The sequence below is a fragment of the Streptomyces sp. P9-2B-2 genome (genome assembly GCF_030406865.1).
Classification (GTDB): domain Bacteria; phylum Actinomycetota; class Actinomycetes; order Streptomycetales; family Streptomycetaceae; genus Streptomyces; species Streptomyces platensis.
On sequence record NZ_CP129126.1, the window covers coordinates 4,438,917 to 4,465,287 of the forward strand.

General features: G+C 71.6%; 28 protein-coding genes and 1 pseudogene. 11 read left to right on the forward strand and 18 right to left on the reverse strand.

Going from position 1 to position 26,371, the window contains the following annotated elements; genetic code table 11:
• Window positions 1-69: 69 nt before the first annotated feature.
• The 4 genes from QT196_RS19340 to QT196_RS19355 all read right to left on the reverse strand — a co-directional run bounded on the left by QT196_RS19340 (window position 70) and on the right by QT196_RS19355 (window position 3,517).
• A complete protein-coding gene (locus tag QT196_RS19340) occupies window positions 70-861 on the reverse strand; it encodes an ABC transporter permease (protein WP_168480290.1) in 792 nt (263 codons plus the stop codon).
• Window positions 858-1,847: an ATP-binding cassette domain-containing protein gene (locus QT196_RS19345; protein WP_168480291.1), complete on the reverse strand. Its 990-nt coding sequence runs from the start codon at window positions 1,845-1,847 to the stop codon at window positions 858-860. The genes QT196_RS19340 and QT196_RS19345 overlap by 4 nt, the downstream gene beginning before the upstream one ends.
• Before the next feature lie 59 nt (window positions 1,848-1,906).
• Complete coding sequence (locus QT196_RS19350; protein ID WP_168480292.1) at window positions 1,907-2,743, reverse strand: DUF4097 family beta strand repeat-containing protein; 837 nt, start codon at window positions 2,741-2,743, stop codon at window positions 1,907-1,909.
• Between the two features lie 234 nt (window positions 2,744-2,977).
• The gene (locus QT196_RS19355; protein ID WP_168480293.1) at window positions 2,978-3,517 is read right to left on the reverse strand and encodes a hypothetical protein; all 540 of its coding nucleotides are present in this window, start codon (window positions 3,515-3,517) and stop codon (window positions 2,978-2,980) included.
• Window positions 3,518-3,841: 324 nt separating this feature from the next.
• Between QT196_RS19355 and QT196_RS19360 the strand changes: the two genes are divergently transcribed.
• Window positions 3,842-5,359 carry a serine/threonine-protein kinase gene (locus tag QT196_RS19360; RefSeq protein WP_168480294.1) on the forward strand — a complete coding sequence of 506 codons (1,518 nt, stop codon included), beginning with the start codon at window positions 3,842-3,844 and terminating at the stop codon, window positions 5,357-5,359.
• Window positions 5,360-5,392: 33 nt separating this feature from the next.
• Here QT196_RS19360 and QT196_RS19365 read toward each other — a convergent pair whose 3' ends face one another.
• From QT196_RS19365 to QT196_RS19375, 3 genes are all read right to left on the reverse strand, one after another.
• Window positions 5,393-6,901, reverse strand: coding sequence for an alpha/beta hydrolase (locus QT196_RS19365; protein ID WP_266737405.1), 1,509 nt, complete (start codon window positions 6,899-6,901; stop codon window positions 5,393-5,395).
• A gap of 112 nt (window positions 6,902-7,013) precedes the next feature.
• A complete protein-coding gene (locus QT196_RS19370) occupies window positions 7,014-7,751 on the reverse strand; it encodes a protein phosphatase 2C domain-containing protein (protein ID WP_168480296.1) in 738 nt (245 codons plus the stop codon).
• Window positions 7,752-7,875: 124 nt separating this feature from the next.
• Window positions 7,876-9,006, reverse strand: coding sequence for a site-2 protease family protein (locus tag QT196_RS19375; RefSeq protein WP_266737406.1), 1,131 nt, complete (start codon window positions 9,004-9,006; stop codon window positions 7,876-7,878).
• 199 nt (window positions 9,007-9,205) lie between these two features.
• On the opposite strand from QT196_RS19375, the gene QT196_RS19380 reads away from it, so the two are divergent.
• Both QT196_RS19380 and QT196_RS19385 read left to right on the forward strand, forming a co-directional pair.
• Window positions 9,206-9,493 carry a hypothetical protein gene (locus QT196_RS19380; RefSeq protein ID WP_323139188.1) on the forward strand — a complete coding sequence of 96 codons (288 nt, stop codon included), beginning with the start codon at window positions 9,206-9,208 and terminating at the stop codon, window positions 9,491-9,493.
• Between the two features lie 285 nt (window positions 9,494-9,778).
• Window positions 9,779-10,189 carry a hypothetical protein gene (locus QT196_RS19385; RefSeq protein ID WP_168480298.1) on the forward strand — a complete coding sequence of 137 codons (411 nt, stop codon included), beginning with the start codon at window positions 9,779-9,781 and terminating at the stop codon, window positions 10,187-10,189.
• Between the two features lie 181 nt (window positions 10,190-10,370).
• On the opposite strand, the gene QT196_RS19390 is transcribed toward QT196_RS19385, so the two are convergent.
• The 3 genes from QT196_RS19390 to QT196_RS19400 form a co-directional block, all read right to left on the reverse strand.
• Complete coding sequence (locus tag QT196_RS19390; RefSeq protein ID WP_168483841.1) at window positions 10,371-10,748, reverse strand: hypothetical protein; 378 nt, start codon at window positions 10,746-10,748, stop codon at window positions 10,371-10,373.
• Window positions 10,749-10,914: 166 nt separating this feature from the next.
• Entirely contained in the window at window positions 10,915-11,538 is a 624-nt protein-coding gene (locus QT196_RS19395) for a transglycosylase family protein (RefSeq protein WP_168480299.1), read from the reverse strand.
• Between the two features lie 165 nt (window positions 11,539-11,703).
• Window positions 11,704-12,453, reverse strand: a complete 750-nt coding sequence (locus QT196_RS19400) for a hypothetical protein (protein WP_266737408.1) — start codon at window positions 12,451-12,453, stop codon at window positions 11,704-11,706.
• Between the two features lie 254 nt (window positions 12,454-12,707).
• Here QT196_RS19400 and QT196_RS19405 point away from each other — a divergent pair, with 254 nt between their 5' ends.
• The 3 genes from QT196_RS19405 to QT196_RS19415 all read left to right on the forward strand — a co-directional run bounded on the left by QT196_RS19405 (window position 12,708) and on the right by QT196_RS19415 (window position 15,166).
• On the forward strand, window positions 12,708-13,964 hold the full coding sequence (locus QT196_RS19405) for a histidine kinase (RefSeq protein ID WP_290355319.1): 1,257 nt from the start codon (window positions 12,708-12,710) through the stop codon (window positions 13,962-13,964).
• Window positions 13,965-14,069: 105 nt separating this feature from the next.
• The gene (locus QT196_RS19410) at window positions 14,070-14,729 is read left to right on the forward strand and encodes a response regulator transcription factor (protein ID WP_248001624.1); all 660 of its coding nucleotides are present in this window, start codon (window positions 14,070-14,072) and stop codon (window positions 14,727-14,729) included.
• Between the two features lie 257 nt (window positions 14,730-14,986).
• Window positions 14,987-15,166 (forward strand): DUF5708 family protein, encoded by a 180-nt coding sequence (locus tag QT196_RS19415; RefSeq protein WP_168480302.1) that lies wholly within the window; start codon window positions 14,987-14,989, stop codon window positions 15,164-15,166.
• Between the two features lie 58 nt (window positions 15,167-15,224).
• Here the strand turns inward: QT196_RS19415 and QT196_RS19420 are convergent, their stop codons facing one another.
• The 6 genes from QT196_RS19420 to QT196_RS19445 all read right to left on the reverse strand — a co-directional run bounded on the left by QT196_RS19420 (window position 15,225) and on the right by QT196_RS19445 (window position 20,819).
• Window positions 15,225-16,469, reverse strand: a complete 1,245-nt coding sequence (locus tag QT196_RS19420) for a helix-turn-helix transcriptional regulator (RefSeq protein ID WP_290355321.1) — start codon at window positions 16,467-16,469, stop codon at window positions 15,225-15,227.
• Between the two features lie 907 nt (window positions 16,470-17,376).
• The gene (locus QT196_RS19425; protein WP_290355323.1) at window positions 17,377-17,895 is read right to left on the reverse strand and encodes a DUF6344 domain-containing protein; all 519 of its coding nucleotides are present in this window, start codon (window positions 17,893-17,895) and stop codon (window positions 17,377-17,379) included.
• A gap of 431 nt (window positions 17,896-18,326) precedes the next feature.
• Window positions 18,327-18,758, reverse strand: a complete 432-nt coding sequence (locus QT196_RS19430) for a DUF5994 family protein (protein WP_168480304.1) — start codon at window positions 18,756-18,758, stop codon at window positions 18,327-18,329.
• The gene (locus QT196_RS19435; protein ID WP_168480305.1) at window positions 18,755-19,741 is read right to left on the reverse strand and encodes a fatty acid desaturase; all 987 of its coding nucleotides are present in this window, start codon (window positions 19,739-19,741) and stop codon (window positions 18,755-18,757) included. Before QT196_RS19435 ends, QT196_RS19430 begins: the two co-directional genes overlap by 4 nt.
• Entirely contained in the window at window positions 19,738-19,968 is a 231-nt protein-coding gene (locus tag QT196_RS19440) for a hypothetical protein (protein ID WP_248001217.1), read from the reverse strand. Before QT196_RS19440 ends, QT196_RS19435 begins: the two co-directional genes overlap by 4 nt.
• A 275-nt stretch (window positions 19,969-20,243) precedes the next feature.
• A complete protein-coding gene (locus tag QT196_RS19445; protein WP_168480307.1) occupies window positions 20,244-20,819 on the reverse strand; it encodes a TerD family protein in 576 nt (191 codons plus the stop codon).
• Between the two features lie 294 nt (window positions 20,820-21,113).
• On the opposite strand from QT196_RS19445, the gene QT196_RS19450 reads away from it, so the two are divergent.
• From QT196_RS19450 to QT196_RS19465, 4 genes and pseudogenes are all read left to right on the forward strand, one after another.
• A complete protein-coding gene (locus tag QT196_RS19450; RefSeq protein WP_248001625.1) occupies window positions 21,114-21,563 on the forward strand; it encodes a BlaI/MecI/CopY family transcriptional regulator in 450 nt (149 codons plus the stop codon).
• A 3-nt stretch (window positions 21,564-21,566) separates the two neighbouring features.
• Window positions 21,567-22,059: pseudogene (locus tag QT196_RS19455) on the forward strand (M48 family metalloprotease).
• Window positions 22,060-22,275: 216 nt separating this feature from the next.
• Window positions 22,276-22,446: a hypothetical protein gene (locus QT196_RS19460; protein ID WP_266737411.1), complete on the forward strand. Its 171-nt coding sequence runs from the start codon at window positions 22,276-22,278 to the stop codon at window positions 22,444-22,446.
• Window positions 22,447-22,815: 369 nt separating this feature from the next.
• Complete coding sequence (locus QT196_RS19465; protein WP_266737698.1) at window positions 22,816-24,114, forward strand: LCP family protein; 1,299 nt, start codon at window positions 22,816-22,818, stop codon at window positions 24,112-24,114.
• Window positions 24,115-24,121: 7 nt separating this feature from the next.
• Here the strand turns inward: QT196_RS19465 and QT196_RS19470 are convergent, their stop codons facing one another.
• Together QT196_RS19470 and QT196_RS19475 are read right to left on the reverse strand one after the other, a co-directional pair.
• The gene (locus tag QT196_RS19470) at window positions 24,122-24,649 is read right to left on the reverse strand and encodes a CGNR zinc finger domain-containing protein (protein ID WP_168480310.1); all 528 of its coding nucleotides are present in this window, start codon (window positions 24,647-24,649) and stop codon (window positions 24,122-24,124) included.
• Window positions 24,650-25,046: 397 nt separating this feature from the next.
• Window positions 25,047-25,319, reverse strand: a complete 273-nt coding sequence (locus QT196_RS19475; protein ID WP_211117380.1) for a DUF1876 domain-containing protein — start codon at window positions 25,317-25,319, stop codon at window positions 25,047-25,049.
• 224 nt (window positions 25,320-25,543) lie between these two features.
• Here QT196_RS19475 and QT196_RS19480 point away from each other — a divergent pair, with 224 nt between their 5' ends.
• Window positions 25,544-26,269, forward strand: coding sequence for a DUF4097 family beta strand repeat-containing protein (locus QT196_RS19480; protein WP_248001218.1), 726 nt, complete (start codon window positions 25,544-25,546; stop codon window positions 26,267-26,269).
• Window positions 26,270-26,371: the final 102 nt, after the last annotated feature.

A 26,371-nucleotide genomic window follows, 5' to 3' on the forward strand; every position in this document is an offset into this window, starting at 1 on the left:
GTCAGGGGCGCGGTGAAGAGCGGTGCCTGCGCGCGAAGAAGCTGGTGGAGCGGGCTGTGGAGCGGCCGTTCAGCGGGTGGCGCTGCGGCGGAAGGCCGTACGGGCCCACAGGTAGCCGACCAGGGTGAGGCCGAGGCACCAGGCCACGGCGCCTATCGCGGCGCCGCCGACCTCGGTGCCCATCAGCAGGCCCCGCAGGGTCTCGATGACCGGGGTGAAGGGCTGGTACTCGGCGAACCAGCGCAGCCCGGTGGGCATGGACTCCGGGGGGACGATGGCGCTGCCGAGGAACGGGAGGAACTGCATCGGCAAGGGGATGTTGCTGGCCGTCTCGACGTTCTTGGCCACCAGACCGATGGCTGCCGACAGCCAGGTCAGCGCCAGGGTGAGCAGCGTGAGCAGGCCGGCGGCGGCGAGCCATCCGAGCGGGGTGGCGTGCGGCCGGAAGCCCATGAGGAGCGCGACGCCGATGACGAAGGCGATGCTGACCAGCGTCTGGAGCACACTGCCGACGACATGCCCAGTCAGGAACGAGGCCCGGGATATCGCCATGGTGCGGAAGCGGTTGACGATGCCCTCGGTCATATCGGAACAGACGCCGACCGCGGTGACCAGGGCGCCCGAGGTCGCGGCCATGAGGATGATGCCGGGGGCCACATAGTCGATGTAGTCGGCGCTGCCGCCGGTCGTCCCGCCGATACCGCTCCCCAGGGCGCCGCCGAAGACATAGGTGAAGAGCAGCAGCATCAGGACAGGCATGGCGACGACCGAGATCGTCATGGAGGGGTAGCGCAGGGCGTGCTTCAGATTGCGCCGCAGCATCGTCCGGGCATCGCGGGCCGCGTAGGTCAGGGTGGTCATCGGGCGTTCTCCTTCGGGGAGTTGGCCTCGCTGGCGGACCGGTCGCGGCCGGTGAGGGTGAGGAAGACGTCGTCGAGATCGGGGGTGTGCACGGTCAGTTCCTCGGCGCGGACCGACGCCTGGTCCAGGGTGTCGAGGACGGCGCGGAGGGCGGGGACACTGCCGTCGCCGGGGACGTGCAGGGTGAGCGCTTCGCTGTCGTGTGCGGTGGCGCTGAAGAGGGCGGCGGCCGCGTCGAGTTGGGACGTGTCGGCGAAGCGGAGGCGGATATGGCCGCCGGGGATCCGTCGCTTCAGCTCGTCCGCGGTGCCTTCGGCGACCAGCTTTCCGTGGTCCAGGACGGCGATACGGTCGGCGAGTTGGTCGGCCTCTTCCAGATATTGCGTGGTCAGGAAGATGGTGACGCCGTCGTCGGCGACCAGGCTGCGGATGATCTCCCACATGGTGCGCCGGCTGCGTGGATCGAGTCCGGTGGTCGGCTCGTCGAGGAAGATGATGCGCGGATTCCCGACCAGGGTCATCGCGAGGTCGAGCTTGCGGCGCATACCGCCCGAGAAGGTGGCGACGGGCTTGGTGGCGGCCTCGGTGAGATCGAAGCGGCGCAGCAGCTCGGTGGCGCGCCGTCGGCCTTCGCGGCGGTCGAGATGGTGCAGGTCCGCCATGAGGAGCAGGTTCTCCCGGGCGGTGAGCAGGTTGTCCACCGCGGCGAACTGGCCGGTGACACCGATCGCGGCACGTACGGCGTCCGCCTCGCGGACCACGTCATGGCCGGCGACCCGTGCCTGGCCGGCGGTGGCGGGGATGAGGGTGGAGAGGATCTGCACGGTGGTGGTCTTGCCCGCGCCGTTGGGCCCGAGCAGGGCGAAGACCGTGCCTTCGGGGATGCGCAGGTCGATGCCGTCGAGCACCACCTTGTCGCCGTAGGACTTGGATAACCCCGTGGCGTCGATCGCCGTCGCGACGGCGGTCGTGGACGTCGTGATCATGAGAGTTCCCCGTTCTGGATGTGGTGGCCGGCCGCCATCGGCCGGACCTGGTCAGGAGCTCAGGAGCGGCGGATCAGGATGTCGCCGATGCTGGTGTGGGCGCGTACCTCCACGGTCTCGGCGCTGTCCCCGGGGCCCTCCGCGGCGCCGAGGTCGTTGTGCACCCTGCCGAGGCCGGTGGTCACGTCCAGCCAGGCGGCGGTGGACGCCCGGATGCCGACCTCCAGATCGCCGGCGGCGGCTTGGAGAACAACCTGGCCACGGGCCACTTCGCCGATCCGGATGGCACCGTTGGCCGACTTGGCGTCAACTCCGGCGTGGGCGACACCGACGGAGATGAGGCCGTTGGACGCGCTCGCCCGCAGGGCGCCGGTGACCTCGCCGATCATGGTCGCGCCGTTGCTGTTCTTGACCAGCGCCGTGCCCGCGATCTCGCCGACCTCGATCCGGCCCGAGCCGAAGATCTCGGCGTCGCCCGCCACGCGGTCCAGCCGGATGTCGCCGTACTGGGTCCGCAGGTTGGCGGCCTCCGCCACGTCGACCTGGAGGTCTCCGAGCGAGGTCTTGAGCCGGCACTCGCCGAGCCGGCCTTCCACGGTGAAGTCCGCCATGGGCGAGGTGCCCAGGACATCCGACCCGGTCGGCAGCTCGATGGTGACGGCGACGGAGCCGGACTTGCCGAAGAGGGAGCGCTTCTTGGGGCCCTTGACGAGCAGCTTGCCGCCGGAGCAGGTGACCTTGGTCTGCTGCGCGGCCCGTACATCGGCCTCCGCGGTGGCGTCGCCCGGCAGCACCTCGACCACGGTGTCGGTGCGCTTGCTCGCGGCGATCCGGACGGAGCCGAGGTCGATCTCAACGGTGACGGAGAGCGGTTCGGGTGTGTCGAAAGCAGGCATGGCTGTGCCGTCCTCATGACTGGTGGGAGTTCCCGCCGAACGGGCGGGTGAAGGAGTGGAGTGAGTGAGTGGGTCAGCGGGTCAGCGGTGAGTGGGTGAGTCAGCGGGTGGGATCAGTGGGCGGGTGGGAGGTGGTGCCGTGCGTCGGTGCGGGGGCGGTCCGGCCCCCGGCCTTTGGGTGACGGGCCGAAACCCCCGGCCCCGTAGGCGGCCCGGCACCCGTCCCGGCCCGCCCTAGCGGACCCACCCCGTGTAGCCCTGCTTGCCCGCATAGCGGGGGCCGCGGCCGCCCGGGCGACTGGGGGCGCCGGGCTCCAGGGCCGAGGCGACGGCCCGCACCAGCCAGGCGTTGACCGAGAGGCCTTCCTGTCCTGCGGCCTCCTCGACCCGTGCCTTGAGCGGGGCGGGAAGGCGGAAGTTGATCCGGGCGGTGCCACCCTCGTCGGCGTCCGCGGCGGCCGGGGTCGTGACCGCCCGCGGCTCGCTCGCCGCAGACTCGGGCAACTCCGGCTGCCCGTACGGCTCCTGGACCGGCGGTGCGGTCACCACGAACTCGGGGTCGAGCCCGCGCAGCCGCAGATCGACCGATCCGGGGGCCAGATCGCGGGTGATCTCGGTCATGGCGGAGGAGAGGGCGTTCAGCAGGGTGAGCCGGACGGCCGACTCCAGGGGGGTGGTGAGCCGCTCGGCCAGGGCGCGGGCTTCTTCTCCGCCCGTGTCCGCGGCGACCGCGAGCTCGTGCCGGAGATTGTCGACGTAGGGCGTGAGGTCCATGACGCCATCATGGCACCACGATGGCACCACCGCAAGCCACCTTGGCGCATGAATGGCACCTCTGGCGCCATCGTGGCGTCACACACGGCACCACGCGCCTTCCGCGCACCGCCCTTCGTGCGGCGCCGGCGTCGCCGCGCCCTCCGTCCCGGTGACGAACGAGGGCGGCTCCCGCGGCAGTTGCCCCGCGCCCCGGCGGCCTTGCCGGGCAGGCCCCGCCCCACGGCTCCGGAACGCGGGAACGCCGCCCCTCGGCAGCGTCGAACAGGCGGGCTATGGTGCTCCCGCAGACTGTTCAACCCGTGCGGGGGAGGCGAACTCACGGTGTCCGATCTGGGACGGCTCGTAGCCGGGCGGTACCGGCTGGTGGAGCGGGTCGGCCGTGGCGGCATGGGCACGGTGTGGCGGGCCGAGGACGAGCTGCTCGGGCGGCCGGTCGCGGTGAAGAAGCTGCTGGTACCGCCACATCTGAACGACGACGAGATCGAGACGCTCTACGAGCGCACCCGCCGCGAGGCCCGCAGCGCCGCCCGGATCACCCACCCCCATGTGATCGTGGTGCACGACGTCGTCGACGACGAGGGCCTGCCCTGCATCGTCATGGAGTACATCCCCTCGGTCACCCTGGGCGACCTGGTGAAGAGCAAGGGGGCACTGCCGCCCGCCGAAGCGGCCCGGATCGGCTCCAGCATGGCCGCCGCGCTGCGTGCCGCCCACGATGCCGGGGTGCTGCACCGGGACGTCAAGCCCGCCAATGTGCTGCTCGGGAACGACGGGCGGATCGTGCTGACCGACTTCGGTATCGCCGTGCAGTCCGGCACGCCCTCCCTGACCCGCACCGGCGAACTGGTCGGGTCGATCCAGTACCTCGCGCCGGAACGCCTCCGCAGCAACATCGCCGAACCCGGCCCGGCCTGTGACCTGTGGTCCCTCGGGGCGACGCTCTACCAGGCGGTCGAGGGGCGGCCCCCGTTCAGCCGGGACACCGCCATCGAGACGGCGTACGCCATCGCCGCCGAGGAGTACCCGCCCCCGCGCAACGCCGGTGACCTGGCCCCGGTGATCGAGGGTCTGCTCGTGAAGGAACCCGGGGAGCGCATGGACGCCCATGAGGCCGAGCGCCTCCTGGGCGGCCATACGGCCGGCACCGGGATCCTGCTCGACGACCAGCCCACCAGGCCACAGCGCGCCGAGGCCCCCGCGGTTCCCGCCCCGAAGGGCAGGCGCGGCCGCCGCACGGCGCTGTGGAGTGCCGCGGCCCTGGCGGTCGCCGCTTCCGTGACCGGTGGCGTGCTCCTGTGGCCCTGGGGCGGTGCCGATGCGACGAGCGCCACCCCGCCCGGCTCCAAGACCTCCGGCCACCCGTCGGTTCCCCGCCCCTCCGCGCCTCCGCCGGTGCCCTCCGGATACCACGTCCAGAAGCTGGGCAAGGGCTTCTCCCTCCCAGTACCGGACGGCTGGACCCGCAAGCATCCTCCGGGCGGCGATGTCGCCTACGTGGACCCGTCCGGAAAGGTCGGCCTGCGGATCAACATCGTCCCGTTCGCCGGGGCGAAGGATCCGGTCCAGCACTGGCGGGAGACCGAAGAGGACCAGACGCGCCGGGAAAACCCGGGCTATGAGCGGGTCCGGATGGACCCCACGACGTTCCGCGGCCGGACCGCGGGCTACTGGGAGTTCACCTTCAACGGCTCGGCACGGGAGTTCCGGGCGGTGGAGGTGGCCTTCAGCGGCTCCGACGGCACCCAGTACGTGGTCTACCTGTGCGCGCCGAACGACCAGTGGAGCCGGTACCGGCCGGTCTTCGACACCGCCCTTGAGGGCGTCCGGCTCCGCGCCTAGAGCCCTGTCCGTCGCAGCATCCCCGGCCCCGGCTCAGTCGGTGCAGCGGGTGTCCGCCTGCGGGCGGCGGCCCGTCGTCAGGAAGGCCGTGACGGTGCGGTCGCCGCAGGCGGTGCCGTGGGACAAGTAGGCACCGTGGCCCCCGTGTTCGAGCGTGACGAGCCGGGCCCGGTCGCCGAGGGACCGGCGCATCTTCAGCGCGCCGGAGTACGGCGTGTAGGGGTCGCGGCGGTTCTGCACCATCAGGATGTTGGACGGGCCGTCGGCGGTAATACGGGTGGGCCGTTCCGCCGGGGCCTTCCAGAAGTTACAGGGCGTGATGTTGACCGGCATTCCGGCCGTGAGCGGGTGCCGGACGCGGTCGGCGGTCACCGCGCGCCTATGGGCGGGAACCGACGGCGCCGGCCAGCGCACATCGTTGCAGACGGTCGCCATCACGACCGCCGCGTCCTGGTCCGGCATCGGCCCGGCGACGGCGGCGGGCAGCACCGGCACGGCGGCCGGTTCCTGGGCCTGCCGGACGAGCCGGCCCACCTCGGCGAACAGACCGTCGCTTGCCAGGGCGTTCTGCAGCGCCTGCCGCAGCCGGTTGCCGGTCAGCGGGACGCCCGGCGTACCGGACTCCTTCGGCTCGCGGTCCAGCTTCGCCGCCAGCGCGAGGAACAGCGGCCGGACGTCCCCGGGCCGCCGCGCCAGCCGCAGCCCCTCGCTCTCCCGTGCCGGATCGGCGGCCCAGGCCGCGAAGTCGGGGAAGCGGTCGTCCGCACCCACCGCCATGTTCGCCAGCCACCCGCGCCCCACACGGGACGGGTCGGGGTCATCGATGCTTTCCAGTACCCAACGGTCGGTGCGCCGCGGGTACTTCTGCGCGTACACCGCCCCGACGTAGGTCCCGTACGAGGACGCCCACGCCGACAGATTCTCCTCACCCAGGGCCGCGCGGAGGCGGTCGATGTCGCGCACCTCGTTCGCCGTGCTGAAGCTGCGCACCACTGCGCCGCCGTGGTGGCGGCACGCCTCGGCGATCCGCCGGGAGCGGGCGGCATTCGCCGCGATCTCGCCGTCCGGCCCCGGCCAGGACCGCAGGGTCACCAGATGCCGGTCGGCTTCGTCGAGCGCGCAGCCCGCCCTGGTGCTCCCGCCCACCCCCCGCGGGTCGAAGCTGACCAGGTCGTACGCCCCCGCCATCGCCTTCCGGAGGGCCGGCCCCTTGGTCTTCAGCTGGCGCACCCCGGACCCGCCCGGTCCGCCGGGGATCACCAGCAGCGTCCCCCGCCGCGCCGCGGGCCGCTCGCTGCGCACCCGGGTCACGGCGAGGCCGATCTGCTGGCCGTCCGGGTCGCGGTAGTCGAGCGGTACGGGCAGCCGGGCGCACTCCTGGCCGCTGAGGCCGCCGGGCTCGGCACAGGGCCGCCAGGTGAGGGCGGGCCCGTTGGTGCCGGGAGCGTCGGCGCGGGCCACCGGGGCGGCCGCGGTCACCGTGGTGGCGAGGGTGGCGACGGATAGCGCCAGAAGAAGGGTGCGGTGGGTGTAAGTCCTCATGGGCCAAGGGTGGTTGAGCGGTTCACCGCTGCCCATCCGGCAGCCATGACCTCGGGGGTGGGGTTAGCCCGAGGATGCGGGGCCGCGGACCGTTCGGGCCGGTCCGGTCGTGCTACTCGCCGATGGTGATCAGCGCCAGCGTGATGTTGTCGGGGCCGCCCGCCTCGATGGCGGACTTCCACAGCTCGAAGGCGGCCCGGCCGCCGCTGTGTAGTTGCAGCAGGTCGTTGAGGGCGTCCTCCGGGACGGGGTCGGTCAGCCCGTCGGTGCACACCAGATAGCGGTCGCCCGCGGACAGCGGCGTTTCCCGGACATGCGGGGTGATGGCGCTGAAGTCCGGGGTGCCGCCGAGCGCCTGGGTGACGAGCGAGGTGGTGCGCCGCCCCGGCGACAGCGGCGGGCTGTCGTCCACGCTCACCTGGCGCAGCCCGTCCGCCGTCGCGTCGAGCACCCGGCTGTCGCCGACGTTGAACACCAGCAGCGACTCCGCCAGGACGACGGCGCCGGCGACCGTGGTGCCCATGGTGCTCAGCTCCGGGTCCCGGCCGGCCGCGTACACCGCGTCGTTGCAGAGGTTCAGGGCGTCCCGGACCGCTTCCTCGGTGTCCAGTGACGGGCCCAGCGCCGCCAGTTGGCGCACGGCCAGGGCACTGGCCACTTCACCGGCCGGCTGCCCGCCGATGCCGTCGGCGACCGCGACGACCAGCGGGGTGCCGAGCGGGAAGACCAGGGTCTGCGGGTTCTCGGTCATGGTGGCGCAGAGCGTCCAGGGACCGGCCACCAGGCTGTCCTCGTTGTGCTCGCGGAGCAGCCCGGGGTGGCTCAGCGCGGTCACGGTGACGTACTCCATACCCCTGTCCCGTTCCGGGCCTCCGCTCCGGCAGGCCCCAGTATCCCCCGGGGGCGTTCCGTACCACCATTGTGGGCGCCGGCGGGCGGCGGCGCGCGCCCGCCGCGACGCCCCGGTAGGCCGGTCAGGCGCTCTCTTTGCCGCCCAGGGTCTCGCGCCGCATCAGACGGGAGATGTCCTTCCCGGTGACGATCCCGACGAGATGCCCCGCGTCCACGACGAGGATGCGGGCGCCGGTCCGCAGACTGAGCTTGTCCAGCGCCTCGGTCAGCAGATCGTCCGGTGCGGCGACCGCGCACTGGGACAGCGGGGTCGCGACCTCGCGCACCCGCCGCGTCTCCCGTCCGGCGGCCGGTACCGTCGCGAGCCGGCGCAGCTGCACGATGCCGCTGGGGCGGCCCTCGAAGTCCAGCAGCGGCAGCACGGAGTACCGGGAGTGCACGGCCACCTCGTCGATGAAGCGCTGGACGGTCAGCCAGTCGGCGCCGGTGGCCACCGGACCGGTCATCGCCTCGCCGACCCGGAGTCCCCGCAGGGCCCGGTGCAGGGCCGCGCGGCGCCGCTCCGCACCGGCGACGATCATGATGAAGAGCCCGATGAAGACGATCCACAGCCCGCCCGGCGCCCCGCGCAGCACGGAGATCCAGCCGGCGGCCACCAGCAGCAGCCCCATGATCTGGCCGCCCCGGGAGGCCGCCAGGTCCGCACGCTCCCGGTCCCCCGTGCGCCACCACAGCACCGCCTGCACCACCCGGCCGCCGTCCAGCGGCACGGCGGGCAGCAGATTGAACACTCCCAGGAACAGATTCGCCCAGCCCAGCCAGGCCAGCACGACGGAGGGCACCGCCCAGCCGGACAGCCCGTGCAGCCCGATCCCGGCCCCCAGCGCGACACCGCCGATGACCAGGCTGATCAGCGGCCCGCTGACCGCCACCGCGAAGGCCGCCGCCGCGGTGGGCGGCCGCCCCATCCGGGTCGTTCCGCCCAGCGCCCACAGCGTCACGTCCTGCACCGAGATCTTCTTCCGCAGGGCGGTCGCGGCGTGCGCCGTCTCGTGCAGCAGCAGGCTGCCCATCAGCAGCGCGGCCCCCACGACCCCGCCGACGGCGTACACGGCGTCCGAGCGGCCCGGCGTCCAGACGGGCAGGCCCTGCCGGCCGAGTCCGTACGCGAACAGGCCCACCAGCAGCGGCACGCTCCAGTGCATACGCAGCGGTACCCCGACCACCTGCCCCACCCGGACCGAGCCGTTCATGGTCGTCTCCTGCCGGCCCGGCGCCCGTTTCCCGGGCAGGTCTCGCCGACCCGCGCTCCGTGAACCGGCCGCCCGGCACTCACCCCAATTGTCGCTCGCGAAACCCGGGGGGAGGCCCTTTACGCTGGAAGGACGGACCGGCTCGCGGTGGGTACCGACGGCACGGCCGGTCGTGACCGACGAACTGCCGGAGGTCGTCATGGGGCAAAGACACCACTTCCATCTGGATCAGGGGGACCACTCGATCACCGTGAACGTCGGACCCGGCCGGTCCGGCGAGATCGAGCTCCTGGTCGACGGCAAGGTGGTCGCGTACCAGAAGGAACACCGCGCCGGAATGAACGTGCTGACCGGCGAACTCCCCGAAGAGCCCGCCCACCCCTTCCGGGTCCTGCTGCGCCAGCCGCATCTCGTCCCCTCCGTGCCCCGGTGCACGCTGGAGCTGGACGGTGTGGAGCAGCCCATGCCGGAGCGGCTGGTGCTCTGAGCCCCGGTGTGCCGGCCGCCGGATGACCGGCCGGCTCCCGGTGGCACGCCCGGCCGCGGCCCGCGCCCGCCCCGGCAGCGCCACCGTTGTTCCTCGCCTGCCCGCACACGCCCGGGCGTCTGCCCGCGCCCGGCCGGCCCCCCTCCGAGAGCCCCGCGAAGTGTTGGGCCACCCGGCTGATTGTGGCCGCCGGGGGTTTCACTCCCGCGGGTTGAACGCCGATGCGGACCGGCCGCGGCAGCACGATACGTCTGGCATCCGAAGGACGAAGAGGCGAGGAGCGACGTGAGAAAAATTGCGCAGGCGGGCAGCATCGTCGGGGCGTGCGGGCTGGTGCTGCTCGGCAGCGGGGTGGCCCGGGCCCAGGCGATTCCCAGCGACTCCCTGCTCGCCGCCGTCGTGGGCGCGGACGTCGGCACCGTGGCCGGCATGGTCTCCGGAGTGGTCTGCAACAACCGCCTCGCCGACTTCAACTACAAGTCGCCGGTGTTCCGTTCGCCGCACCCCTGCATCAACGGGCCGGTACACAGCGGGAACAGCCTCAACAGCGGCAACTTCCTCAACCACGGCAACCCGAACGCCAGCGGCAACATCGCCAACACCAACGGGTCGACCAACAGCGGCAACGCCGTCACCGGCGCCTCGCGGGGCAGCGGCAACAGCGTGCAGCGCATCCTGGGAGGCTTCCTCCACTGATACGGACGGCCTCTCCTACGGCTACGGCCCCTCTTCGACAGCCGTTCCCCGAGCGCCCGGCGGATTCCGCCGGGCGCTCGCCGTGTGCCCGCGGCCGTGCGGCGCCCCGGGGCCGGCCCGCGGTCCGGACACGACTCCGGCCCCGGACGCGCCGGGGCCGGAGGACCGCATCAGCGGCGGGTCACAGCTTCTGCCTGCCGCCGCGGCCGACGTGCTGGAGGTTGTTGCTGGTCTTGTTCTCGGCTCCGGTCGTGCCGCCGGCATCGTCGTTGGTGTTGCCGTTGACGTTGGTCGGGCTACCGCTGTTGCTGACGTTGCCGGACAGGTGAACGTTCTGCGAGTTCCGGACGTTTCCGCTGTTCAGCGGCCCATTGATGCAGATTCTGGCGCGGTTGCGGCAGCTGAATCCGGCATGGAAGTTGGCGAAGGTGTCGCTGTTCCACACACCGTCCCCGTCGAACGGCCCGTCCCAGGCCTGGGCGGGCGACGCCCCGCCGACGGCCAGGAGCAAACCGCAAGCTCCTGCGATCACAACATTGATGCGTGCCATGTTCTTCACTGTGTGCTCCTGCACCTCGCGGTTGGTACCCCGCGGTCTTGCTACCGGCCATGCCCCCATCCACCAAGCCTGAGCAACGGCCCGTCCCGCGCATTCACCCGCACCGATCAGCGGATTCACCGTGACGGCCCTCCGGAGCACCCGGCAGCGGAGTGTTGCGCCGCCCTCAGGCCCGCAGCCGCAGCCGCTGCCCGGGGTAAATGTGGTCAGGACCCTGGTCGAGGGTGTCCTTGTTCAGGTCGTACAGGGCCTTGGTGCCGCCCGGGGTGTGGGTGCGGTCGGCGATGACGGAGAGGCAGTCGCCGGGCTGCACCACATAGGTGCGGGCGGTGGTGTGGCCGGGTGAGGTGAGGCTGCGGGTGCGGGGGGCCGCTTGCGGGGCCGGATCGTCCGGCGGGGTCTGCTCCGCGGCACGGGAGGTGCTGTCACCGCTGTCGGTGGTCCGGGCGCAGTTGGGCCAGGCGGACAGCCCGCGGTCCCGGACGATGCGCTCGCCGATGGCGATCTGCTCGTCGCGGGTGGCGAGGTCGGCGCGCGGGGCGTAACGGCGGCCCCCGTAGGCGCGCCAGGTGGCGGGGTCGATCTGGAGCCCGCCGTGGTAGCCGTTGCCGGTGTTGATGTGCCAGCGGCCGTTGCTTTCACAGGCGGCGATGCGCTCCCAGTCCGGCCCCGGCCCGGCCGGTGAACCGGCCGCCGCGGCACTCGGGCCGGCCGCCCCCAGGACAGTCAGCACGACCAGCAGCACGGACAGGAGCGTTTCGACGGACCGTTTGGCGAGGGGCGACGGCATGACGGCAATCCTCCGCAGTGCTCCGGCAACGCCGTGACGCGGTACTCGCCACGACCGGTGGGCACGCACCAACTAACCCGGCAATATGGTTTTTGCCGTGACGCGGCGCCGCGACATGCGGAGGTTTCACCCGGGTGGCCGCGGGATCCCTGCGAAATCCGGCGATTACCCGGCCGAATAGCAGAAGGCCGGGGTGAGCGCGAGGGATTCCGGGACGGCCACGGCGCATTCGTACGCGGGGGAAAAGGCGAAGTTCCGTACCGCTACCAGGACTTCACCGCCCTGGAATCCGGGGACCCGGACCGTTCCGTGGTCGCCGGGAAAGCCCGCCTCGATGCGCTCCGGCGCGAGGGACAGCCCATGGCCGACCGCCTGGAGGGCGGCGTCCTTACGGACCCAGAAACGGGTGACGAGGCGGTCGCGCCCGGCGGCGGGGCAGTCGGCCACCAGGCCCGCCTCATGGGCGGTCAGTACCTCGTACGGGGTGTACGGGGGCGAGGTCTCGGGGCGGACGGATTCCACCGAGAACCCCATCCGGCGGGCGTCATCGCCGCAGGCCACGACCAGCAGGCCGCGGGTTCCGTACAGCTCCCAGTGGCCGGCGGCGGCCATCGCGGCGCTCACGCGCTCGGGGAGCCGGTCGCGCAGCCGGCGGCCGGCCGCGCCGCCGAGGGTGGCCCGGGAATGGCCGTTGAGGCCCGCACAGTCGTCGGGGGAGAGCCCCGTGCCCGGGCCGTGGGGAGCGGCGGCGGGCCCTACGGGGACGACGAAGACCGGGACGGGGGTGGCGACGGGGTCCGGGTGACCGGGAGCGAGCAGGGCCGGGCGGGCCCGGCCGGGGCGCGGCCGGGGGGCGACCACGTCCTGGTCAGGGGATTGGGGACAGAGTTCGAGAAGAGCGGCGTTCGTTTCCACGTACTTTCCGTCCTCCGCAGTTGAGCGGTGCCGAGGCCTTACCGGGTCAGTGACTTCCCGCCATATCGATGGCCCCTCCCCCCTCTTCCGCCTCCATCGACCGGACGGGACAGCCCCAGGTTTCCAGCCCCCCGGAGCGTTCGGGTCATCCCTCCTGCTGATGTCCGGCTACATACTTCGATGTAGGGCGGACCGGCCCGAATTCCGGCGCCAGGGCCAGGAGAACGGGTCATGCGCCGTCGTACTGTCCTGGTGTGTGGTTACGTCCCTTCACCAATGCGCACGCGCGCGGCCGCCCCCTGCCGCTCCGTGACCTGCGACTGGCAGTGGGCTTCTTCGCCGGCTGCCTGATCCTGTACGTCCTGGGCGGGCCACGGGTCATGGGGGGCGATCTCCCCGCCTGGCAGGCCGTGCTGCCGGTGCTCGTGCTGTGCGCCGCGACGGCTTTCCGCAGCACCGTGCCGCTGGTCGCGGTCGCCGTCGGCACGCTCACCGTCGGCGTGCAGATGGCCGCCGGCGGTGGACTGGGCCCGCTACTCGTCTATACAGATCTGCTCTATGCGGCCGCCCTGTACGGAGCCCCGTGGCTGTGCCGGGTCCTTCAGTTCGGGACCATCGCGGCCACTCTGGCGGCCACCGTCGCCCTGGTCCTCCTGGGCGACCGGTCCGAGGGCGTGACGACCGGTGTCCTCATCGCGCTGGTCCTCATCTCGCCCGTATGGACCGCGGTGCTGATCCGGAACCACAAGGAGCGGGCGGATGCCGAGCGGCAGCGGGCCGCCCAGATCGACCGGCTGGCGGAGCTGGACCGCAAGACCGTGCTCCAGACCGAGCGCACCCGGATGGCCCGTGAGCTGCACGATCTGGTGGCCAACCACCTCAGCGCCATCGCCATCCACTCCAGCGCCGTGCTCTCCCTGACCGAGTCACAGCGGGAGAAGGACGGTACGGCGGAGGAGGATCCGGTGCTCCAGGCGCTCTCGGTGATCCGGGAGAACAGTGTGCAGGGGCTGGCCGAAATGCGGCGGATGGTGGTGCTGCTGCGGTCCGACCGGGGGGTGGCCGACGACTGGGACCGGCCGCAGTTGAACGCGCTGGGGGCGCTGGTCGAACAGGCCCGGCCGGCCGCCGACGCGGCGGCCCTGACCCTGCACACCGACCTCCCCGAGACCTTCCCCGAGGTGTCGTCGGTGATCGAGGTGACGGCGTACCGGATCGTGCAGGAGGCGCTGACCAATGTCCTCAAGCACGCGTCGGCGGGGCGGGTGCGGATCTGCTGCGAGGCCGGCGGCGAGCAGCTGACCATCTCGGTCGACAGCCCGCTGGCCCGCCCCGACGGCCGGGCCCGGCAGCGCCCCGTGGAGCAGCTGATGACCGGTGCGGGCGCCGGGCTCGCCGGGATGTCCGAGCGGGCCGCCCTGGTCGGCGGCAGCTTCGACGCGGGGCCCGACCGCACCGCCCCCGGCCGGTGGCGGGTGCGGGCGGTGCTCCCGCTGGCCCAGAACCCTTAGGAGACGAGAAAGGTGGCGCAGCCAGTGAGGGAGTCAGCGGCGGACGAACCGAGGGGCGGACCGGCGACGGCATCGGCGGAAGATCCGGCGGGCCGGCCCCCGGGCATCCGGGTGGTGGTGGCCGATGACCAGGCGGCCGTACGGTCCGGGCTGGTCCTGCTGCTCCAGACCGACCCGGGCATCACCGTGGTCGGGGAGGCCGGCGACGGTGCGACGGCGGTCCGTCTGGCCGAGGAACTGCGGCCCGATGTCGTGCTGATGGACATACAGATGCCGCAGCTCAACGGGGTCGCCGCCACCCGCGGCATCGTGGAGCGCGGCCTCGCCGAGGTGCTGGTGCTGACCACCTTCGACCTCAATGAGTACCTCTACGGGGCGCTGCGGGCCGGGGCCGGCGGCTTCCTCCTCAAGAACGCCGAACCGGCCGTACTGGTCGGCGCGGTACGGGCGGTGGCACACGGGGAGGGCTTCCTCACCCCGGCCATCGCCCGGCGGCTGATCAGCGAGTTCGCCGGCCGGCCGGCCGCCGGCCCCACCCTTCCGGCCGACACCGCGCAGGCCCTCGACACCCTCACCAAACGGGAGTTGGAGGTGCTGGCCTGTATCGGACGCGGGCTGGCCAACAGCGCCATCGCGGAGACCCTCGATCTCGCGGAGGGCACCGTCAAGACCCACACCAGCCGCATCCTGTCGAAGCTGAAGCTGCGCAGCCGGGTGCAGGCGGCGATTCTGGCGCAGCAGCACGGGATAGCCGGGCGGGGGTAAAAGGGAGCGCTCTCAGGAGAGCTGCCCCCACCCGGCCCCTGATTTCCCCCCGGGCCTCCCCTATCCGTCCCCTAGCCGCCCCTGACCGGAGCGGTAGTACATAGAAAGTGGCAGTCGGCGGGCGGAAAGTGCCTACCTGCGGATGATCCAAATGCGCCGGCGGGACGGGAACCTGGTCGTACAAGGAGTCCGATGCGGAGTCCGACACGGAATCCGCCCACGGAATCCGACACCATCACACGGGACGGGGAAAACCCATGAAGGGTATTGCCATAGGCATTGTTGTGGCGATCGTAGGTCTGGCCCTCTGGCTGAGCACAGAGGAAGTGGAGAACTCGGTCATCTCACTCCACAAGGCCGGGATGATTTTGGCGATCATCGGCGCCGCGGAGGCCCTTTTCGCCTTACTGGGACTCGGCAAGAAGACGAAGAAATAGCGCGCATCACGCGGAACAACGGAATATGCGCCGCCGCGGCGCTTTGCCCCGGCGGCCGTCAGTCCCGCATTTCGATGAACTCCGTCAGTCGTTCCCGGGCCCGCTCGGCATGGCGGTATGCCTGGGCCCGCCGGAAGAGCTCCGCGGAAGCGCGGAAGTATCCGGCGGCCCTGTCCCGGTCGCCCGCCCGCGCACACGCCGCCGCGATCTCGCCGAGCGCGGCGGCCTTCTCATGGCTGCGGCCGGTGTCCGGGAGCGCGGCCAGCTCCTCGCCGAGGGCGAAGAGCCGCGCGGGGTCACCGGCCGCCTCCGCCCCGGCGGCCTCCGCCGTCGTCAGCCACAGCGGAAAGCCCGGCTCCTGAGCCACCGAGGCGACCACCAGCCCGCGTTCGACGAGGCTGCGGGCCGCCGCCGTCTCGCCGCGGCGCAGCAACAGCAGCGCGTAATGGCCGTTGATCTTCTCCCACAGCGGGAATCCGGCGGCGGGGGTGACCCGGCGCGCGCACTCGCCCAGCAGCGCGGTGGCGCGCTCCGGCTCGCCCCGGTCGCGCAGGTCGAGCGCCCGGTGCAGATCGACGGAGGCACGCGGCCCGGGGAGCACCCCGTCCGCCGAGGGCCGGCCGTGGTCGGTATCGGGCGCCCAGTCCGGACAGCCGCTCCAATAGGCGCAGCGGGTGAGCACATCGAGAGCGAGCAGCGAGTGAAACCCGGTGCCGGGGCGCCGGGCGGTGCATTCGAGGTGACCGGTCAGCGCATGGCGCAGTCCGTCATGGACCCGGCCGGCCGACTCCAGCAGATCGGCGAGCGCGATCAGGGTGCGCAGCCGGGGCTCGGCGTACGGCTCGGGGGCGAGCTCCGTCAGCATCCGCTCCAGGACCTCGGCGCCCTCGTCGGGGCGGCCGAGCGTGCCGAGGATTTCCGCGATGGCGAGCTGGGCCTCGGTGAAGACATCGTCCTGCCGATGGGCCGGCTCCATGTCGGCGAGTGCCCGGAATTCCGACAGGGCCCCTTCGACGTCGCCGCCGTCCCATTGCCGGCGGGCCGCCACCAGTCGTCCGACGAGGTCGAGCCGGCGGACACCGGTGTTTTCGGCGGGCGCGGGGTCCCCGGATATTTCCGCCACTCCGACCCCGAGGCGTTCGGCCAGGATCTTGAGCGCCCGGCCACTGGGAATACGCTTCCCGTGTTCGACCAGCGAGATATAACTGGATGACATTTCGGGCCCGGCCAGGTCGTGCTGCGTCATTCCGGCACTGACCCGCAACTCTTTGATTCGCCTCCCCGTGTCCGCCAGCTCAGGCATTCCACAAACCCTCCGGTTTTCGAACGGTGGATGACCCCGGGCGGCTGCTTCAAATCGCCGAGTCACAATGAGTGCTCGGACTTTACCAAGCGGTCAAGAGGAAGTCGACCAATATGGGGATTCCTCCACCGGCCTTCGCCGGGCATGCGGAGATCATTTAGCGGGATGCGCGCAATGCGGACACCGCCCACAGGGGGCCGGCGCACCGCAGCGAAAAGGCGGTCAGCCGGTGCACGCGTACGCACGGTCGCCGGGGCCCGCGGGGGCACTCATCGGCGTCGCACCGCCGCCCGGAGACACATCACGGGCGCGTGGGGGTGCGCGACGGAGGTGCGCAGCGAAGGTGCGCAACGGAGACAATTCCCGCTCACTGCCGACGGAAGCCCGACACGCGTGCGTCACGTGCGGAGCTCGGGCGGGAGCTGGGTGGAGGTCCGGACACCGGTGCCCCGGTCGGGGCGGAGCGGTAGAACTCCGGGAGTGTGACGAGTGGTTCAGGTCTGTGGTCGTGCGGTCTCTCAGGTGGTCACTACTGCTCTGGCTACGGCTGTCGCCGACCGGGTCGCCCGTTGCTGCGGGTCTTCGTCCATCCCGGCGCCTTCGGCTCGTTCACCTCTGCGTAGGTTTCACGTGGAACATGTCGGCTCCTGCGTGCTCGTCCACACCTGCATCCAGGTCTGTACGAACTGCGGTCCGCCTCTGTGGCTGCCTCCGCGCGTGCGTCTATCTCTGCGCGTGCGTCAGTCTCTGCCGCAATGTCTGCGTCTGCTGCTGTGTAGGTCTCTACTCACAGCGTCAGTTTCTGAGGATCACCGCTCCGTGCCGCTGCGATGACTCATGTCTCCGGGCTGCCGCGTTGGTGTGCGTGCGCAGCCGCGTGGATCACGCCGTGTGTGCGCCGTCCGGCTCAGACGTAGCGGGCGGTGTGCGCACGGTCGCGGGCCGCCGGAATGACCGCGGAGCGCGCGTGCGCGTCGGCACCGTCGGCGTCCGGCGTGGTCTCGGCCGGGTCGGTCTGACCGGCGTCGGTCAGCGACTCGGTACTGGTGGCGAGACGACTGCGCATCCCCGGCGAGGTGCCATGCGCTTCGGCCCTGATGCGCTGCTTGATCGTCGGCGGCAGCTCCGGACGGGCGAACCTCCGCCGGGCCGGGGTGGCTTGGCCGTACAGCGGTACGGTGCGCGGGGCGGGCACGGCATGAGTCCGCCGTTCCGGATGATGCTCCGGTACTGCGGCGCGCTCCGCCTCCGAGGCATCACCGCCCGGGGTCTCGGTGCCCGCGTTCCCCTTGCCCAGGGTCCGCTCGTACAGTGCGGCGTCCCGGCGCGCGGCCGACGCCGCCGCGGAGACTCCCAGTGATGCCAGCAGCTTGCCGAGCACGGCAAGGCATACCGCCCAGAACTTCATGACCTTGGTCGCAGCCATGGCCCCTCACTTTCGGTCGGGATCTCCCCGAGAGATCCGTTGCGTCTACTGCGTAGTGCTTCCTCTGTTGCTTCGCTTCAGTTGCGCCGCTACCGGTGCACCACTTGGATGGCGTCGCTTCTGTTGCGTTTTCTTATGATGAGTACGTAATGAGCGGATTCACGTACCGACGCCCCCGGATCGGCGTTCTTCTGATGAACACCACCCGTACGCAGTAGTCGAGGCCGGGATTGAGGCCGTCAGGGGCCGACCACCAAGGGCCGTACGGCGTTCTCACCCGTGGTGTCCTCACTCCGCCCCGTATCACCTGGGGGCGTCTCCGGCCCGCCTCGCATCGCCCCAGGCCGCTATTGCGGTTTCACGTGAAACGGCCGCAGATGAAGGCGAGTTGAGGGCTCTGGGGGCCGTGCCCCGCTCGCCGCGCCTCCCCCTCAGGCCGGTGTCGGCTCCCCCGTGCGGGCCATCTCCGCCATCATGCGGACGGCCTCGGGCTCAGGGGTGGTGGGCGGGATGATCAGCAGGTCCCAGCGGCCGTGGCCGGAGGAGACCAGGCAGATGGTGTCCGGGCCTTGGCGGCCGGCGGTTCTGCGGAGGCGGACGACATGGCCGGCGACGAGGGTGTGGGAGGGGAGGGCGGGCCAGCCGGTGCCGTTCACCGTGGCATGGGTGATCCGGGGCCAGTCGAAGGGCAACGCGGTCAGCAGCTCCGGGAGTTCGGCCAGCAGATCCGTCGAGTGCGGCCACCAGAGACCGTCCAGGCGCCGGGTCGTATCGGTGTGGGGGGCGATGGTCAGGCGGGCGACGGGCGGTGGTGCGTGGTGCTCGGCGTGAGCGGGGTGGGGAGGGTCCCCGGCGGTGGTCATGCGGTGCTCCTGAGGCGGCGGGCCGCCACCCGTTCAGGATCGGGCCAGCGCACGTCCCGGACCCAGCCGAGACGCTCGAAGAACCGGATGACGGCGGCGGATACATCGACCTGGCCGCGGTCGACGCCGTGCCGGGCGCAGGTCGGGTCGGCGTGGTGCAGGTTGTGCCAGCTCTCGCCGAACGACAGCAGGGCCAGCGGCCACAGATTCGTCGCCCGGTCATGGCGGCGGGTGCGGAAGGGCCGCTCGCCGATGACATGGCAGAGCGAATTGACGCTCCAGGTGACGTGGTGCAGCAGCGCGATCCGGATGAACCCGGCCCACAGCAGGGCGGTCAGCGCGGTGACCCAGGAGCCGCCGAGCGCCCAGCCCAGCGCGAACGGCAGGCCGAGCGTGAGCAGACACAGCACCGGGAACGCCCGGTCCACCGCGCGGATGCCGCGGTCGGCGAGCAGATCGGGCGCGAAGCGGCGGTGCGAGGTGGGGTCGTCGCCGAACAGCCAGCCGATGTGCGAGTGGACCAGTCCGCGCAGCTGACCACGCAGGCTGGTGCCGTAGCGGTAGGGGGAGTGCGGATCGCCGGGGCGGTCGGTGTAAGCGTGGTGGCGGCGGTGGGTGGCGACCCAGCCGATGACATCGCCCTGGAAGCTGAGCGAGCCGGCGAGGGCGAGCGCGATACGCAGCGCGGGTGCGGCCGTATAGCTGCCGTGGGTGAGGCCGCGGTGGAAGCCGATGGTGACGCCCAGACCGCTGACGACGTAGAAGACGGCCAGGAGGACGAGATCGGTGAGGTGGACGACGCTGCCCCAGAGGAGCGGAATCGCGACGGCCAGGCCGACGAACGGGGCGACGACGATGATGCCGGTCACGGTGACGTACATCCGCCGGCCGCTGCTCGGCGGGGACTCGGTGCGGTCGTCAGGGAACGGGGAGGTCCCGTCGTAGTCCTGGGCCGACGGAACGGAGCGGGCGGTGGACGTCACAGGTCGCTTCCCGCCTTGCCCGTGGGCGGCGGTGGGCCGGCCGCAGGTGCTTCGGGGGCGGCCTGGTCATGCGGCCGCTTGTGCATCCGCTGCCGTACGGACTGCTTCCAGTCCGCGTACCGATGGGTCTGCATCCGCCCGGCCCCCTGGGCATTGACCCGGGCGATGAACAGCGCTCCCAGCGCCACCAGCGCCAGCAGCACGACCACGGTCCACAGAGTCTGCATGGTGCTCACCTCACTCGGGCGGGCCGCAGCAGCGACGCGCCCGGTGTTGTGGTCCCCGAGTCCCTTGGTGTCTTCACGGTACCCCGCACCGACCGGGCAAATCCCGTTATAGACGGTGATAGCCCGGCACTCCCCGGCAAAGGGGCTGCGGCCAGGCATCTTCTACAGGGCTGTAGACGGCGCTAGCCGTGGGACGTGTGCGAGGGCGCCCCGGCCAGAGGACCGGAGAGGGGCGGCGCCGGCGGCGGCCGCCCACCCCCGCCCGCGGTCCGGCCTCAGACGTTGACGCCGAAGTCCGTCGCGATGCCCGCCAGACCCGACGCATAGCCCTGGCCGACCGCGCGGAACTTCCACTCCTCGCCGTGCCGGTAGAGCTCGCCGAAGACCATCGCCGTCTCGGCCGAGGCGTCCTCGCTCAGGTCGTAGCGGGCCAGCTCCACCCCGTCCGCCTGGTTGACCACGCGGATGAACGCATTGCGGACCTGGCCGAAACTCTGCCCCCGGCTCTCCGCCTCGTGGATGGAGACCGGAAAGACGATCTTCGCGATCTCGGCGGGCACTCCCGACAGCGTGACGTCGATGGACTCGTCGTCCCCCTCGCCCTCGCCGGTCAGGTTGTCGCCGGTGTGCTGCACCGAGCCGTCCGGGCTGGTGAGGTTGTTGTAGAAGACGAAGTGCGCGTCCGAGGCGACCTTGCCCGCCTCGGTGCACAGCAGCGCGCTGGCGTCCAGGTCGTAGTCCGCGCCCGTGGTCGTGCGGACGTCCCAGCCGAGGCCGACCGTGACCGCGGTCAGTCCGGGTGCTTCCTTCGACAAGGAGACGTTGCCGCCCTTGCCCAGCGAGACTCCCATGGCTTCCCTCCAGGTGTTGCCTGCATTCCGGGTGAGCCTCAAAATCTACAGGAGTGTAGAAGTAGAGCGCCGGGGATCGGCGCGGCAGGCTCCGGGCCGGACGAACCACCGCCCGGATTCGGCCACTCAGTAAGATGCCGGGCGTCCCGGACGGCGGGACACCCGGCGCGACGGGAGGCGACGACAGTGGGCGGGCAGTCCTTCGGGAAGGCGCCGGACGGCGGGGACACCCCTGGTCCGGGGGAATGCGACGGCTCCGGACGGGAGCGCGCCCGCCGGCGCGGCCAGGGCCAGCTGGAGGCCCAGGTGCTGGCCGCACTGCACGAGGCATCGGGCCCGGCCACCGCCGCCTGGGTACAGGAACGGCTCGGCGGCGACCTCGCGTACACGACCGTGATGACGATCCTGTCCCGGCTGCACGCCAAACAGGCCGTCACCCGTGAGCGGTCCGGCCGTGCGTACGTCTGGATCCCGGCCGCCGACGAGGCCGGTCTCGCGGCGCTGCGGATGCGCCGCGTACTGGACGGCGAACCGGACCGGGACGCCGTACTGACCAGCTTTGTCTCCGCGCTGTCCGCGCACGACGAGCAGTTGTTGCGCGCGCTCCTCGACCACGCCCCGGCCGACGGCCCCGCCCCGGCCGACGACCCGGCGACCACCGGCGGCCCGGCCGCGTCCGCGGAGCCCGGCACGGGCCCGGCCCCGCACCGCCCCCACCCCTCGGACGAAGCCCACGGAGGCTGACCGGTGGGCGTCTTCGTCTTCCTGCCGCTGGTCCTGCCGCTCACCGCGCTGCCGATCGCCCGGCTCGCCGAACAGCACCTCCACCCGCGCGCCACCACCCGGCTGCTGACCCTGCTCGCCGCGGTGCTCGGCCCGCCCCGGCCGGATCGTGGTCTCCCGCGGCATGCTGCGCAGCCTGGACGAGGACGAGCGGCGCGCCCTGTTCGCCCATGAGCGGGCACATCTGAGCTGCCGTCACCACTGCTCGCTGCTCGTCGTAAGCCTGGCCGGCTGCGTCAACCCGCTGCTGCTGCCGCTGCGTTCCGCGGTCGCCTTCGCCACCGAGCGCTGGGCGGACGAGGGGGCGGCGCGGGTGGTCGGCGACCGGCGGCTGACCGCGCGTGCCGTGGGCCGGGCGGCGCTGGTCACCGCGGCGGGCACGGCCGCCTCCGCCATCTCCGCGCTCAACGCAGCGGTTGCGCTGTTCGTCGTTCTGAAGGCGGCAACGCCGCTCTGAGTGCACACTGATGCCTGACCTCACCGGGCCGGACACGGCCCACCGGACCCTGCGCGCTCCACATCGGACAACTTCTACAAGGCTGTAGACCCTGCCGGTAGAGTGCGCACACATACGCAACGGGCGTGGCCGGAGGGGGAGATGGCGACGAGGTGCGGACTCCTGACCAGGGACTGCCCGCCTCCAGAGGCGGAGGTGCGATGGGTCTATCAGCCCGTGGAGGTCCAATACCCGGACGGCGGATGGACGTTGGGCCGGATCAACGCCTGGTGGACGGACGGCGCGGGCGAGCTGTGGTGCCGGCTGCGCACCCTGCCCGGCGCGTGTCCGCAGTGGCGGCGTTACGACCCCGAGTCCATCCTGCTGCTGCCCAGCGCCGGTATCTGATCCGCCTCGCCCCGCAGACACCGCCGGTCCCGCCGACCGCCGGAGCCGGGGCCATGGGCGGGTTCACCCCCACCTCCGTACCGCACCGCCCGCATCACCAGCATCAGAAGGACCAGAAGGGCCATCGGCGTGCATGACAGGAAGACGCACCAGCAGACGGCCCAACGGGGCGCCGACGGCGCACCCGGCTCGTCCTCTCCCACCGGCGAGGGCTCCCGCGCGCCCGGCGGCTCCCGCGCGTCCGTCCCCGGCTCGCGCCGTAAACCCTCCGGCTCCGACCGCCCGGCCGGGGAGGGCTCCCGTAAGGCAGGCGGGACAGGCAAGCTCCGGATCACCCGGCGGGGCCGCATCCTCGCCTGGACCGGCGGTGTGCTCGGTGTCCTGGTGCTCGCCACGGCGGGCGTCGGGGCGTGGGTCTACCAGGAACTGGACGGCAACATCCGCGGCGTGGACATCGGCGTCGACGGCGACCGGCCGGCCAACCTCAGCCCCGGCTCCAAGAACGTCCTGGTGGTCGGCTCCGACAGCCGCGCGGGTGCCAACGCCAAGTACGGCAAGGACCTGACCACCATGCAGTCGGACACGCTGATGGTGCTGCACATCGCCGCCAACCGTAAGTGGGCCACCGCGCTGTCCTTCCCCCGGGACTCCTGGGTGCAGATCCCCGCCTGCACCCGTGGCAACGGCTCGAAGTCGTCGCCCCACCACTTCAAGATCAACGAGGCGTTCTCGATCGGCGGTGACTCCGGCGATATCCGCAAGGCCGCGGCCTGCACCATCAAGACCGTCGAGAAGAACACCGGACTGCGGATCGACCACTTCACCTCGGTCGACTTCCAGGGCTTCAAGGGGATGGTCAACGCCCTCGGCGGCATAGAGGTCTGCCCCGAGCACGCCATCCACGACAAGAAGGCCCACCTCGACATGGAGGCGGGCTGCCAGAACGTCCGGGACGAGAAGGCGCTCGGCTACGTCCGCACCCGCTACAGCGTCGGTGACGGCTCCGACCTCGGCCGTATCGGCCGCCAGCAGGAGTTCATGAAGGCGCTCGGCGCCAAGGCCCAGTCCAAGCTCACCAGCCCCGGCGAGCTCTACGACTTCCTCAAGGCGGCCACCGAGTCCATCACCACCGACAAGGACCTGGCCGGCCTCAAACCGCTGTACGACCTGGCCGCGACGGTCAAGGGCATCCCCAGCGACCGCCTCACCTTCCTGACCGTCCCCAACTACTACCGCGAGGCCGACGTCCCCACCGACAAGGCCAATGTCGTCTGGCAATACCCGCAGGCCGGCGGGCTGTTCAGCGACCTCGCGCACGACCGGGAGATCGGCGCCGCCGGGAAGAAGAAGCTCGCCGAGGCCGCCAAGAATCCGGTGACCGCCCGTTCCGTGCAGGTCCGGGTGCTCAACGGCACCGGCACTCCCGGCCGGGCGGCGGCCGCCGCCGAGCAGCTGCGCAAGTTCGGCTTCACGGTCATCGGCACCGGCAACGCCCCGGCGACGGACAAGACCACGCTCACCTACCCGGCCGCCCTCAAGGACCGGAGCTCGGTCGTCACCGGACGCCTCCCCGGCATCAAGGCGAAGGAATCGGCCGACGCGGCTCCGGGCGCGGTGACGCTGACGATCGGGCCGGACTTCGCGGCGGGCAAGCCCCAGGGAAACTGAACGGCCGCTACCGCTTGCCGCCCGGGTGCCGGGAACGATGGCGCAGCACCGCTTCGGTGTTCCCGCAGCGTGCCGTGCAATACCGCCGTCGCCCGTTCCTGGACGTGTCCACATAGGCGCGGGAGCACGCGGCGCGCAGGCACCGCCCGAGCCGTGCTCCCCCTTCCCAGCACAGGACGAAGGCAAGGCCACCGGCGGTGACCGCCTTGACCCGGGAGAGCACGTCGGCCGAGTCGGGTACGAAGTGAAGATGGGGCTGGAGGCCGTCATGGGTGGTCACCCAGGGACGGATGGTCGCCGCCACCAGCAGTTCGTTCACGGCTGAGCACTGCTCGGCGGATTCGGTGGCACCGAAAACGCGGGCCAGTTGGTCCCGCCAGGACCGAAAGCCGTCCACATCGGCATCGGCGACTGCCGGGCGACGAATCTCGTGCGCCTCGAGCAGGCTTTGCACGCTTGCCGCCGTCATCTCGGGCAGATTGATCAAATCGGCCGACAGTACCGCCCCGAGACGGCCGTAGTCGTTCTGTTTCATGTGACCTTCCCGGGCGTTACGGAACCCCGTTCTCCGCGGTGTGGCGCTTTCCACCCGGGCTCACCTGGATCAGCTGAATGTCGGAGCAGGCGATGAGCCAGCCACTGGTGTGGCACCACAGGTACCGCACCATTCCTTCGGACGTGAGGTGTTCCGATACCGGCCGGCAGGATGCGGAGGGGAGGCCGCATGCGGGACACCACCACGGTTCACACTGCGTATCTGGGAGTCGTGCCATGTCCGCCAGGGTGCGGTCATGGGTCAAATACATTCAACCATTACATGGGCGGCGGGCAGCAAGCGGTGAGCCATGCCATGCCGACAGGGCAGGCGCGTCCCGGCATGCCGATGCGGCGCCGGCCGGGTCTGTCCGGCCTGCGCCCGGTGTGCCGGGGCCTCAGGCGCGCAGCCGTTCCACCGGCCGGGCCGTGTGCACTTCGATGTCGTGCGCGGCCCGCTGGAGCAGCTGATGGCTGAGGTCCGACATCGCCCGTGCCACCGCCAGCTCGTCGCCGATGGCCGGGACGTTCTCATCGGTGGGATTGCAGCGAGCCGCTCCCTGGCCGACCATCTGCCCGCCTTCCTTGCCACGCAGCCTGGCCTCGGCTCTGACCTCGCTGTCGGTCTCGGTGATGCTGATCTCGGCGTTCCATGTCTTCGTGGCAGTCACCGGAAGCCTCCTCGTCCACCCCATGAGCAGCACAGGAACCGCCCCCACAAAAATCGTCGCACCGGCGCCCGCGGGTCGCACCTGGGGCTCACCACACCTCGATCCGGGGGTTTTCCTCATGGTCCGGGCGCGGTCGCGGTCATAGCCTCGACACAGCGGGGGAGCTTGCGGGACGCAGGCCCGCACCTCGCCAACCAGCGACTTTTCCGGGGGAGTTCATGCGTATGCGGGTCCGTTTCATCGGCGTCGTCGCGGTGGCCGCCATCGGGGCAGGCAGCCTCAGCGCCTGTGGGGTGCTGCCCGGGAAGACCTTCAAGGACGACGCCAAGGTCTCGAAGAAGATCACGGCGGTCCGGCTGGACAGTGGCTCGGGCGGCCTCACGGTGCACGGCGGCAAGGGCGGCGGCACGGTCTCGGTCCACCGCGCGGTCTCGTACCACGGCGACCGTCCGCAGGGCGCCACCCACCGCGTCGAGGACGGTGTGCTGGTGCTCGCCGGCTGCGGCCAGAACTGCACCGTGGACTACACGGTCGAGCTGCCGGCCGGTATCCCGGTCAGCGGGAAGACCTCGTCCGGTGCGGTGGAGCTGGCCAAGGTCGGCCCGGTGAAGCTGACCACCAGCTCAGGGGACATCCGGCTGGACGGGGTGAGCGGCGCGGTCGATGCCCGGACCACCAACGGCCAGATCACCGGACGCGGACTGTCGGGCGCGCGGATCGCGGTCGAGACGTCCAACGGGGCGATCGACCTCACCCCCGCCACCGCGCAGAACGTCCGCGCGAAGACCTCCAACGGCGCCATCAGGCTGCAACTGCCGAAGGGCCCGTACCGGGTCGCCGCCGAGACCGGCAACGGGGAGGAGCACATAGGCATCGCCCAGGACCCGGCGGCCCGCTACCGCCTGGAGCTGACCACCAGCAACGGGGACATCACCGCGAAGCCCGCCTGACGGAGCCGGTGGTCCGGTCCGACAGCCGGCCACCACCCCGGTCAGCTGCCGGACTCCGGCCGCGGCCACCCGTCGTGGCCGGCCACGGCCTCCCGCCGGGGC